This is a genomic window from Candidatus Hydrogenedentota bacterium, from assembly GCA_035450225.1.
Lineage (GTDB): Bacteria > Hydrogenedentota > Hydrogenedentia > Hydrogenedentales > SLHB01 > DSVR01.
The window spans coordinates 20,596-32,463 of record DAOTMJ010000021.1 but is presented as its reverse complement, the minus strand read 5'-3'; the positions used below and the strand labels follow the sequence as shown (position 1 = coordinate 32,463).

Below are 11,868 nucleotides of genomic sequence, written 5' to 3'. Positions count from 1 at the left end.
TGATTGGAGCCTGATGTCTTGTTTAAAGGACTGACCAGCATCGTCTACAAGGAAACCATCCACGTCTTCCGGGATCCGAAGACGCTGGTGCTGATGCTGCTTGTTCCGAGCATTCAACTGACCGTGTTCGGCTACGCGATCGATCTCGACATCAAGCACATTGCCACGGCGGTCTACAATCTCGACGGCCGCCAGCAAAGCCGAGAACTCGTGGACGCGTTTACCAACACGGGCACTTTCGACGTCACGGAAACGCCGCAATCCGACGCGGCGTTGTTCGAGTCCATCGTGGCGGGCCGGGCCCAAGTCGGCATCAAAATTCCGCCGGACTATACCGACAAACTCCTTGCGGGCGAAAGCGTGGCCGTGCAAGTCCTCGTGGACGGCAGCAATTCCAATGTCGCCATGCAGGCGCTCAATGTGAGCAACGCAATCGCCTTGCGACGTTCGCTGGCCATCGCGGGCCGGACAGTGGGCATGGACCAAGTCCCGATTGAAGCGCGCACGCGCGTGCTATTCAATCCCGACATGAAAACGGCCAATTTCATGGTGCCGGGGCTTGCCGGCCTTGTCATGCAACTGGTCACCATGATCCTCACCGCGTTCGCCATCGTGCGCGAAAAGGAAAACGGCACGCTCGAACAACTCATGGTGACGCCGGTTTCGCGATTCGGCCTTATGCTGGGCAAACTTATCCCGTTTTTTGTCATAGGCGGATTCGAAACGGCGCTTGTCCTTGGGCTTATGCGGTTCCTGTTCGGCGTGCCCATTCAAGGAAGCCTTGGGTTGCTCGCGTTGTTCTCGGCGCCGTTCTTGTTCACGGCGCTGGGCTTCGGACTTCTTGTTTCGATCCTTTCAACAACACAAATTCAGGCCGTCCAAGTCGCTTTTCTAATCATTCTTCCGTCGGTGCTCCTGTCGGGTTTCATCTTTCCGCAGGAAACGATGCCCACGCCGATTTACGTCCTTGCACAAGGCATACCCCTGACGTATTACATCCGCATCCTGCGCGGGATCATCATTCGCGGCGCAGGCTTCGCCGAACTCTGGCAACCCGCGCTTATCCTGGTCGGCATGGGTGTCGTCCTTCTCACGATTTGCGCGATGCGTTTCCGGAAAACACTTTCATAAGAGGGGCTTTTTCCGATAGAATGACAATTGGCGATCGGCGCCAGAATAGCCAAAAACGAGGGCAAATCCAATGAATACGGACACGGACAAATTATGGCACCATTTGGCGGCCGCCAACGTACTCGAATTACTGGAAACCGATGCCGAGCACGGACTCGATGCGGCCGAGGCGGCCCGGCGGCAGGAACGCCATGGACGCAATGCGCTTACCCCTTCAAAAGGCCAAAGCGCCCTTGTCCGTTTTTTGCTGCAATTCAACCAGCCATTGGTCTACATCCTGCTGGCGGCTGCCCTGATTACCGCGGGATTACAGGAGTGGATCGATTCGGGCGTCATTTTCGGCGTCGTCCTGGTCAACGCAATCATTGGATTTGTCCAGGAGTCGAAAGCCGTCAAGGCCATTCAGGCGCTGGCCCATGCGATGACAAGCGATGCGACGGTGATTCGCGGAGGAGAAAAAAAGACGATTCCCGCCGCGGAATTGACTCTGGGCGACGTGGTCGTGCTGCAATCCGGCGACAAGGTGCCCGCCGATCTGCGGTTGTTGCACTCGCGGGAATTGCAGGTTGACGAATCGGCGCTTACCGGCGAATCGGTCCCGGTCGAAAAACACACACGCGAACTCGAACCCGACACCGTGCTCGCCGATCGCAACAACATGGCCTATTCGTCAACCCTGGTCACATACGGAACCGGCCGGGGCGTGGTTGTCGCCATCGGGGATCATACGGAAATCGGCCGGATCAACGAGTTGATCGCGTCCGCCGATGTCCTCGCCACCCCCCTGACCAAGCGCATCGCGCATTTCAGCCATGTGTTGCTGTACGTGATATTGGCCATGGCCGCCGCGACCTTCGCGGTGGGCCTGCTGCGCGGCGAGGCATGGCTCGACATGTTCATGGCTGCCGTGGCGCTTGCCGTCGGCGCCATTCCGGAGGGATTGCCCGCCGCCATGACCATTACCCTGGCCATCGGCGTGTCCAAGATGGCCCGGCGAAACGCCATCATCCGCAAATTGCCCGCGGTCGAAACACTGGGCAGCACGACGGTCATCTGTTCGGACAAAACCGGCACCCTCACCCAGAACGAAATGACCGTCCAGCAGGTTTACGCCGGCAACACGACCTATTTTGTGTCGGGTGTGGGCTATGCGCCGGAAGGGACGCTTTCCACGGAAAACGCCGATCATGTGGATGCCGGAACAAACACGGCGTTGATGGAGTGCCTCCACGCGGGAGCGCTTTGCAACGATTCCCGCGTGAACAAGACCGGCGACGGCTGGCGCATCGAGGGCGATCCCACCGAAGCCGCCCTGATTACGGCGGCGCGCAAGGCGGGGATTGATCCGCAAACGCTGCAACGCCGATTTCCCCGCGTTGACGCCATTCCATTCGAATCCGAATATCAGTACATGGCCACACTCCACCATGCGGACGAGGGAAAAAACCGAATCGTTTACATGAAAGGTTCGGTCGAAAGCATCCTTTCGCGTTGCACAACGGCGATGAATGCATCGGGCCAATCCGTCGCGTTGGATCCGGCGGCAATCCATGCGCAGGTGAACGCCATGGCCTCGCGCGGCCTGCGGGTGCTGGCATTTGCGCGGCTCGACATGGCGCCCGGAACGAATGACATCCGTCATGAGACCGTCCGCGGGAACTTGACGTTCCTTGGGCTTCAAGCCATGATTGATCCGCCGCGTCCCGAAGCCGTCGCCTCCGTTCGCGCATGCCGGCGCGCGGGCATCGAAGTGAAGATGATTACGGGCGATCACGCCGGCACCGCAGTCGCCATCGCCCGCGAAATCGGATTGGGACGCAGCGGCGAAACCGGGACGCCGCCCTCCGCGTTGACGGGCAAGGAACTGGCCGCGCTTTCCGATGCGGAACTGGCCGCGGGCGCGCATGAAAATTCCGTGTTCGCCCGCGTGGCGCCTGAACAGAAACTCCGGCTGGTGCAGGCGCTTCAATCCAGGGGACATGTAGTCGCCATGACAGGCGACGGGGTGAACGACGCGCCGGCGTTGCGGCAGGCCGATATCGGGGTGGCCATGGGCATCACGGGCACGGAAGTCGCCAAGGAAGCCGCCGACATGGTCCTGACGGACGATAACTTCTCCTCGATCGAGGCGGCGGTCGAGGAAGGCCGGGGCGTTTATGAAAATCTGGTGAAGTTCATTACATGGACCCTTCCCACCAACCTCGGCGAAGGGTTGGTCATTCTCGCGGCGATCATCGCAGGCCAGACCTTGCCAATCCTTCCCGTTCAGATCCTGTGGATCAACATGACCACCGCCGTTTTGCTGGGCTTGATGCTCGCTTTTGAACCCAAGGAACCCGGCATCATGGCCCAGCCTCCCCGGGATCCCGGCAGCCCGATTCTAACCAAAACACTGCTGGTCCGCATCATGCTCGTCGGCTTCTTGTTGTTGGCTGGGGCATTCGGTATGTTCGAATGGGAGATGTTCCAGGGCGAATCCGAGGCCAAAGCCCGGACCGTCGCGGTCAATGTGTTCGTTTTTGGCGAACTCTTTTATCTTTTCAATTGCCGCTCGTTGCGTTACTCGATGTTTCGGCTGGGCGTGTTTTCCAATCCATGGATACTGGTTGGCGTTTCGATCATGACCATCCTGCAAGTCATGTTTACCCACCTTCCCTTTATGAACCGGCTTTTTGGCAGCGAAGCCATCGGTGTTGCAGAATGGGCCGTCGTCATTGCGACGGGATTCGTCGTCTACTGCGTTGTGGGGCTTGAGAAATGGATGCGTGTCAAAACGTCTTCCATCCCGGACAAGCCTCCCTTGGCCAATGGCGCATGAATGCCCGGCGGATAATGCCATGACCAAATACCGGTGGGTGGATACGCACTGCCATTTGCAGCATGAAGCGTTCGACGCCGATCGCGACGCCGTATTGGAACGCTCGCTGGCGGAACTGGATTGGATTGTGGTCATCGGCGACAGCGTCGCTTCGAGCGAACGGGGCTGCGGACTGGTTCGCGCGGGCGTTTACGCCACCGCCGGCATTCATCCGCATGAAGCGAAACACGCCGATGCGGCCGCGCTGGCCGCCATCGAAGCCATGGCGCGGCGCGAAAGAGTCTGCGCGATCGGCGAAATCGGACTCGATTATCACTACGATTTCTCGCCGCGCGCGGACCAACGCCGCGCATTCGCCGCACAACTGGACATGGCCGCCCGGCTCGGCCTGCCTGTCGTCATTCACTGTCGCGAGGCGGAAGACGATCTCGCGGCCATCATTGAGTCCGCATCCTCGAAACCGTGCGGTGTCATGCACTGTTTCGGCGGCGACGCCGCATTTGCCGGACGCTGCTTGGATTGGGGATTGTATGTTTCCTTCGCGGGAAACGCGACCTATCCAAAAGCGCAGCCGTTGCGCGAGGCGGCGGCCGTCGTTCCGGTCGAACGCCTGCTGGTCGAAACCGACAGCCCCTATCTGGCGCCGCAGCCGCTACGCGGCAAGCGGTGCGAGCCCTTGCATGTGCGTTACACCGGCGAAGCCGTCGCGCAAATCAAGGGCATCCCGCCGGAAACCCTGGCGGGACATATCAGGGAAAACGCCATGCGCGCGTTACGGCTCAGTGTGCCGCCCCCATCTGCCGGAACATGAAATAGGCCGCGCCCACAAGACAGAGTCCCGCCCAGACAAAATCCCACTTGAGTTCCTCGCGCATGTACGCCACGGAGAAAACGGCAAATACGCCCATCGTGATGATTTCCTGCAGCACCTTGAGCTGCGCCAGCGAAAAAAACTGAAACCCGATTCGGTTCGCGGGCACTTGCAGGCAATACTCGAAAAAAGCCACGCCCCAACTCAGCGCGATGACCATTGGCAAAGTCTTGTGCCGGAAATCCTTCAAATGACCATACCACGCATAGGTCATAAAGAAATTTGAACACACCAACAACACTATTGTAGACAATCTGCTCATCGAATCGGCCTTTGGGAAGAATTCCTTTGGGGAGGGAATCTTACAAAACCGGATGCGCAGCCATCAAATGTTTGGCGCGAACCAACCGCAATGGCCTTAGTCTTGGGCTTCAAACGCGCGAAGATCCCCGTCGCTGTTGAAATTTTTCCAGATGTCCCGCAATCTGTCGGGGATATCGGCCGTGTAAACGTGCGGAAAATCAACCAGGGATCGGGGGCCGTCAACTTTCTCGATGAAGGAGGCCGCGCGAAAATCGTACAGGGCAAACAGCGGTTCGACCCGATCGGGACCGCTCCAGGGCATGACAGCCCAGCGTCCGGGGGCGCGATGTCCCAGTAGCCATGCGACGGCCTCTGCATTGACTAAAGGCATGTCGCAGGCCACGAACAACCAGGAAGCCAGCGGATCCCAGCGCATGGCCGCGCGCATGCCCGCTATCGGACCGGAACTCCCGGCCGCATCCGCCAGGCGCGGCAACCCGTGCAGGGCCGGGGGCAATTCGCCTTTCCCCAAGACAACAACGGAATCCGCATGTCCGGCGAGGGATGCGGCGATGCGCTCCATCCAGGTTGCGCCGCCCTGTTCGATCAGATGCTTGGGCCGGCCCATGCGGGATGATTGGCCGCCGATAAGAATGCCCGCATGCACGGGAGCGCCGAGCCATTGTTTTTCCATCCAGGAATGGATAAAGGCATAAATGCGTTCCAGGCGCGGATCGGCGCGCTTCAGATCCATGATGGCGTCGCTTGCTTCCGGCGGCGGCGGATCGTCCGCTTCGCCCCGCAGCCAAATCTTCGCCTGAATCGGGGTCTTTTTGTGCCCTTCCACCAACACCAGATCGTGCGACTTGAGCAGATGGATCGCGGCGGCTTCGAGGTCCCATGCGCGTTCCGGCGGCACACGAAGAAAGGCCTCGTTGGGTCCGTGCGCGATGACCGTCGCGCCCGCCTGGAAAAACCGGTCGCTGTCCTTTCCGGGACGATCCACGTGCAGGCCATGGGTGTCGTGTTTGATCACGGCGACCGTCAACCCGTCGGCGATCAAACGCGGAATCAGTTGTTCGATGACCGTCGTTTTCCCCGAACCGCTGTATCCCGTGATCAGCAGCACCGGCAAGCGCGCCAAGACGTTTTCATCCATAGCGCGACCTCCATTGAAATCGGCCGGACAGCACACAATCGGCGCCAACGATCTTCATGTTCATTCACTCTGCGTTCCGGCAACCGATACCACCGTGGACACGGCGGTCATACGCCGGGCGGCCGCCGTCAACACCGTGCCCGCAATCGTTCCAATCACGAATCCATTGGGCACGGCGGCGGCCAGTATACCCACCAGCACGGCCACCTTCCAGCCGAGGGGGTCGTCGGCCAGCGTTTTCAGGCGGGCCATCAGGACAAAGCCCTCGCGCGCCAGGATAACCCCCAGAATCGGCAGCGGGAAAAACGCGAGCACATTGTGCGCCCCCAATGAAATGGCAAGACCAAGGCCCAGATAGAAGGCGCCGTACAGGATGACCGAGCCGCCTGTCCGGCCGCCAAGCGCGTAGTGGCCCGCCAAGCCGCCCGAACCGTGGCACACCGGAACGCCGCCGACAAGCGCCGCGACGATATTGAACAGCGAATAGCCCATTCCAATCTTGCGGACCGTAATCCCGCGTTCGGGAAACCAATCCTCCGCGAGTTGTTGGGTGGCAAGGATCGAATTGCCCAGTGAAAGCGGTATCTGTGGCAAGGCGAGCAGCAGGAATCCTGTCCAGACGTCGCTTGGCAAAGGAATGCGCCAACTGTCGGCAATGCCGGATACGGTCCACTTCGTAGAAAACGGCACGCCTCCCCAAAGAACCGCACCGGCGCCTAAAACGATCAAGAGCACGCCCACGGGCACACGGGTTTGGCCGGCCAAGGAAAGCATGAGCGCGGCGGCGGCCAAAGCCAGCAGCCAGCCCTCCCAACCCTGGCCGCCCACGTATTGTTGCAACGCCAGCAGGCACAGTTTGAGGCCCAAACCGAACTGGATGCCGCGCACCACGGATCCCGGGATCAACCGCGCGAGCGCCTGCAACCCTCCGGAAAGCGTCAGCACCAACATGGCGAGGCCGATCGCCAAGCCCGAACCCACGATGATATTGTACGAAATGCCTTGGGCGATCACTAGCACGGCCACCGCTTTCAGGGGCTGGATCGCCATCGGTATCCGGTAGATCCAGCCCGATGCCATCTGCAATACGCCGAAGACGATCAATACCCGCACGGGCGGCATGCCGGAAACCATCAACATGCCCGCAAGAAGCGGAAGATCCGTTCCGATATCGCCAAATGCGCCCGACCATTCCCGCAATCCGAAGGAAATACCGCTTCTTTGGCTTCGGGATTTCACGTCCATTGTTTTCGCGCATCCAGACACGCCTTATCCTCCGACGTTCGCCATACAATCGGTGCCGGTTTGAAACATTGCACCCTGTTTCATGGCAAACGCCCTGCCGATACTCCGGGCCAGCAACGAATGGTCTCCACGGGCCGCAACCGACAGCGCCGCCGCAAGCGGAAGACGGCGCCCACGGGCAAGGCATCCAATCAGTTCGCCGCCCACCGTGATTCGCACGCGGCGGCAGCCGCCGCAAAATGGGTGGCTGGCCGGCGAAATGAATCCGCAGACGGTGGCGCGGCCGCTTGCATCGGACACTTTCCAGTTTCGACTGCTCGAATCTTGCGCGTCAATCATGGGCTGCCACAAACAACAATCCCCGAGCCGTTCCCGAACCTCGTCCGAAGAGACGAATCGTTCATGAAATTCCGTTCGCGCCACGCCGATGGGCATCAATTCGAGAAAACGGACATGGCAACCGGTTTCCAATCCGAACCGCAGGATATCGCTCACTTCCCCGTCGTTGATGCCGCGCATGACGACCATGTTCAACTTGATGGGACGAAGATCCGCGTCCATGGCGGCCCGAATGCCCCGCAGCGTTGCTTCCAGCCGGCCGCCGTGCGTGATCCCGGCAAACACACCGGGACGCATCGAATCCAAGCTGATGTTCACACGATGAAGACCGGCCTGCCGAAGGGCGATCGCCTTTCCGGCCAGCAACTGGGCATTTGTCGTCAGGGCGATGTCGGGTATGCCGAGATCGGCGGCGGACCGTATCATGGACACGATGTCGCGGCGAAGCAGCGGCTCTCCGCCGGTAAAGCGCAGTTTACGAATGCCGAATTCGTCGTGAAGCGCATGCAACAGCAACCGGATCGCTTCGGCGTCAAGCGCCGGGCCGGAACATGGCGGCATGCAGCCGCCTTGCGGTAGACAATACCGGCATCGAAGCTGGCATTGTTCCGTGACGGAAAGCCGCACCGCGAGATCGCGAAAAACGCCGCCGGTCATTCAGCCTCCTCCTCTGCCGATGCGCGTTCAAGCGCATCCAGCAGCGCCTCCAGATGGCCGCCCATCTCCGCGACCGCGGCGGAGCCCGCGCGGATCGCCTCTCTGGACTGGATAAAGGGCGCGGGTTGGATTTCGTGTCCGCAGTTCTCAAGCATGGCCTCAATGCCGTCTGCGGTGTATTCGAGATGGAATTGGAGACCCGCCACATGTCGGCCATATGAAAAAGCCTGATGGGCGCATGCTTCCGAGGCCGCGGTATGGATGGCTCCGGGGGGAATGTCGAAGGTCTCGCCGTGCCAGTGAAATGCCGGAAAAGTCGCGGGCAGCGCGTTGAACGGCGCTGATGTCCGTCCGGAATCCGTCAGCGCGACCGGAAACCAGCCGATTTCCTTGTGGGCGTTTTTGTGCACCTTTCCGCCGAGCACTTCGGCGATCAATTGCGCGCCGAGGCATATCCCAAGGACAGTGCGGCCGAGTCGGATCGCCTCGCGGATAAACGCCTTCTCCTGCGCCAGCCAGGGATAGTCCTGTTCGTCGTGGACGCTCATCGGGCCGCCCATGATCGCCAGCCAGTCAATCTCGCGGGGATCCGGCAGGGATTCGTTCAGCCAGAAACGCGTTTTCGTGACGGCGAAGCCTTTTCGGACGGCCCACGGCTCGATGGCGCCGGGCCCTTCAAAGGGAACATGCAGCAGGAAGTGCATCCGCATCGAATCAACTCCCGGCCATTCCCAGCCCGGCCTCGACGCGGCACGCGGCCGGCGCGCAGTCGTTCGTGGCGTGTTCCGTGCCAGCGTTTTCCACGCTTTCAAGCAGCAGCGTCGCCGCTTGCGCGAGATACGGGATCGCGCCTTCCGAGAGCCGCTCGGCCAAGGGTTGAATGATTGGCGCCAATTGAACCGTGATGAATTGTCGGGCCGCATCCCGTGTGATTTCGGCATGCTCGATATCGCCCCGCGCAACGGCATACGCTTCCTTTAGGCGCAGATAGGCCACGAAACCCGTTTCGATCGCGACATGATCCGGCGCTTCGCAAAGTGCCGGCAAATAACCGAACGCCTGATATTGTGCGGCCAGTTCCGCGAGCCGCTGGCCGGGTTGAATGGCCCGATCGTACGTCACGGCGCGGGGGCTGGCCGGACCGCCGGGACCCAACGTGCCGTGGTACAGCCCGGGCGATGCTTCTTCGATGGCCAACGCCGCCACAGCCTGATAATCCGGATCGCCGATTTCGCGGGCGATGTTTTCGACCTGTTCGCGCCAAGTGCCTTCCGGCGGTTCGAATAACAGGCCGAGCAGCCGCCAGCGCGCGGCATCGCGAAACAGGTTTTCGATTGAAACTTCACTCTCCGGCGCTTCCATCATGGCTTTTTACCCGTGAACGCCAAGGGCGCCCAATCCGTGCGCATCTTACGCGAACCGACTTCATCCTTGCCGCCGTCCCAGATCGCGAACGCCACTTGCGATAGTGCGGGTCCGAGCACGGGAACGGGCAGCGGACGCACAATCACCACGGTCCAACCCTTTGCGGTACGTTGACCGCGCCCCGTGGACTGTACCTCGGCCGGGTCAACAGGCGTCAGGCTTCCCGGTCCTTCGGCGATCAAGTCCTGCACCGGCGCGTTGGGCGGGGCATCCATCTGGCTGCCTTCGGCATGGGACGGGGCGTAACGGGCGGCGGCGGCGGCCTTCACGGCGGGATCTTTTTCCAGGACAGGCGCCTCGAATGGGTAATGGTCCGGCGTCGCGTTGGGATACAAGTCCTTGAGCGAACCGAGGCGTCCGTCAGCGACGGCCTGCCAGAATGCGCGCCAGAAGGTGATGGCCACGGGCTTGCCCGGTTCGCCCATTTGGGCGGACGGCGCATCCGCACCCGTGCCGGCCGGCATTTGCACCGCGCAGGCATCGCTGAAATGGGCCGACTGCGGCAAATCGTTGGGTGTGGCGTCATCCCATTCCAGCCGAAAAGCCACTTGGCGCCCGTCCGTCAGAGCCTTGACGCGAACTTCTGGCACGGAAGGTTTCGTCAAACCCGGTTCGACCACATCCTGCGGGATGAGCGCCGCCGGAAATGCCGCCACGGCGTCCCATTGGGGATCTTGGGGATCGCCGGGAATCCGATCCGTGTTCACGGCGGTCACCTGCGTGGGTATGGCTGGAGCGGGCGGCTGCTTCGCGCCGCAACCGGCAGCGCTTACCACCGTCAAAACGGCCCATGCGCTGGATCTCCAAAGGGTCCGAAGAACGGAAAAATACCGCATTAAAACAATCTCCTCAAGGAATGTTCGTGCGGATGACGCCGTACTTGGCGTCAAACGCTTCGCGAACGTGTACTGCTTCCGTCAATGGCACGCGCACGATTTCCGCGCCGGCCGGATCCCATCCGCCGACGGTTTCCCCGTCACGGCGCCATCGGGCCACCAGGTTGCGTGTCGATCCGAAAAGAACCAGTAGACTCGCCAAATCCATGTCGCCCGAAGCCATGCCGCGATAGGCTTCCACCGCGGCGGGCGCGCCCGGTCCGAAAAGTTGCTCCAAGAATCCACGGGGCGCATGGATGGGCGGAATGTAGTAGACGTTCGGTTCGAGGCCCAATTGCGGCAGGAGCGGCAGCGCCACCTTCCGAATGTGGACCAGATAGTCAATCGGATTGTCCGGTTTGGCCTCTTCGGGTTTCGAGAGAAAACCCGCCATGCGTATCTTGCCGATGCAGTTCTCGAAACATTGCGGCTGGAGGCCGCCTTCAATCTTCGGGAAACAGGCGATGCACTTTTCGGAGGTTCCGCCCAAGGCATTGAAGAAGGTTTTTTTGTATGGACATGCGCGGACGCATTCGCGATAGCCCCGGCACCGCTTCTGATCGAGCAACACGATGCCGTCCTCCTGCCGTTTGTAGATCGAAGCACGCGGACATGACGCCAGGCATGCCGGATAGGTGCAGTGATTGCAAATCCGGGGCAGGTAGAAAAACCAGTTCATGTGCGGTAATTGAAGACCGGCGCCACGATCCACGGCGCCCGTGCAGTCGTCCTCGCCGACGTTGGCATAGGCGTAGTCGAGATCGTCGGGACGCCAGCCCAGGACCCGTTCGCCCGCGGGCGCATTTTCGAAGATCGTGCGGCCCGCATAGACGCCGCCCTTCCAGGGTTGCTCTCCGAGCATTTCGAGCAATTTCACGTCCCAGCCCAACGGATAGAACCCGTAGGGTTTCGACTCGACATTGTTCCAGAGCATGTACTCTTGGCCTCGACCGGAGGTCCAGGTAGTCTTGCAGGCCAGGGTGCAGGTCTGGCATGCGATGCATTTATTGATGTCGAATACGGCGGCGAATTGTTTTTTCGGACGATTCTCCGGGTACCAGTAGTCCATTTCCCGATTCAGTTGCCAGTTGAACACGCGCGCCAT

The 11,868-nt window shown here is 60.7% G+C and carries 11 protein-coding genes; 3 read left to right on the top strand and 8 right to left on the bottom strand.

Annotation, left to right across the window (positions count from 1 at the left end; all coding sequences use genetic code 11):
- Nucleotides 1–18: 18 nt before the first annotated feature.
- The 3 genes from P5540_12165 (at nucleotide 19) to P5540_12155 (ending at nucleotide 4,760) form a co-directional block, all read left to right on the top strand.
- A complete protein-coding gene (locus P5540_12165; protein HRT65571.1) occupies nucleotides 19–1,131 on the top strand; it encodes an ABC transporter permease in 1,113 nt (370 codons plus the stop codon).
- Between the two features lie 70 nt (nucleotides 1,132–1,201).
- Nucleotides 1,202–3,949 carry a cation-transporting P-type ATPase gene (locus P5540_12160; GenBank protein ID HRT65570.1) on the top strand — a complete coding sequence of 916 codons (2,748 nt, stop codon included), beginning with the start codon at nucleotides 1,202–1,204 and terminating at the stop codon, nucleotides 3,947–3,949.
- Between the two features lie 19 nt (nucleotides 3,950–3,968).
- Nucleotides 3,969–4,760, top strand: coding sequence for a TatD family hydrolase (locus tag P5540_12155; protein ID HRT65569.1), 792 nt, complete (start codon nucleotides 3,969–3,971; stop codon nucleotides 4,758–4,760).
- On the opposite strand, the gene P5540_12150 is transcribed toward P5540_12155, so the two are convergent.
- From P5540_12150 to P5540_12115, 8 genes are all read right to left on the bottom strand, one after another.
- A complete protein-coding gene (locus tag P5540_12150; GenBank protein HRT65568.1) occupies nucleotides 4,729–5,082 on the bottom strand; it encodes a DMT family protein in 354 nt (117 codons plus the stop codon). The two genes, P5540_12155 and P5540_12150, sit on opposite strands and share 32 nt — an antisense overlap.
- 96 nt (nucleotides 5,083–5,178) lie before the next feature.
- Nucleotides 5,179–6,222: a molybdopterin-guanine dinucleotide biosynthesis protein B gene (mobB, locus tag P5540_12145; GenBank protein HRT65567.1), complete on the bottom strand. Its 1,044-nt coding sequence runs from the start codon at nucleotides 6,220–6,222 to the stop codon at nucleotides 5,179–5,181.
- Nucleotides 6,223–6,282: 60 nt separating this feature from the next.
- On the bottom strand, nucleotides 6,283–7,461 hold the full coding sequence (locus P5540_12140; protein ID HRT65566.1) for a putative sulfate/molybdate transporter: 1,179 nt from the start codon (nucleotides 7,459–7,461) through the stop codon (nucleotides 6,283–6,285).
- 30 nt (nucleotides 7,462–7,491) lie between these two features.
- Nucleotides 7,492–8,463 (bottom strand): radical SAM protein, encoded by a 972-nt coding sequence (locus P5540_12135; GenBank protein HRT65565.1) that lies wholly within the window; start codon nucleotides 8,461–8,463, stop codon nucleotides 7,492–7,494.
- Complete coding sequence (locus P5540_12130) at nucleotides 8,460–9,173, bottom strand: type 1 glutamine amidotransferase (protein HRT65564.1); 714 nt, start codon at nucleotides 9,171–9,173, stop codon at nucleotides 8,460–8,462. Before P5540_12130 ends, P5540_12135 begins: the two co-directional genes overlap by 4 nt.
- Before the next feature lie 4 nt (nucleotides 9,174–9,177).
- Nucleotides 9,178–9,828, bottom strand: coding sequence for a molecular chaperone TorD family protein (locus P5540_12125; protein ID HRT65563.1), 651 nt, complete (start codon nucleotides 9,826–9,828; stop codon nucleotides 9,178–9,180).
- A complete protein-coding gene (locus P5540_12120; GenBank protein ID HRT65562.1) occupies nucleotides 9,825–10,724 on the bottom strand; it encodes an ethylbenzene dehydrogenase-related protein in 900 nt (299 codons plus the stop codon). The genes P5540_12125 and P5540_12120 overlap by 4 nt, the downstream gene beginning before the upstream one ends.
- Nucleotides 10,725–10,737: 13 nt before the next feature.
- On the bottom strand, nucleotides 10,738–11,868 hold the full coding sequence (locus P5540_12115; protein ID HRT65561.1) for a dehydrogenase: 1,131 nt from the start codon (nucleotides 11,866–11,868) through the stop codon (nucleotides 10,738–10,740).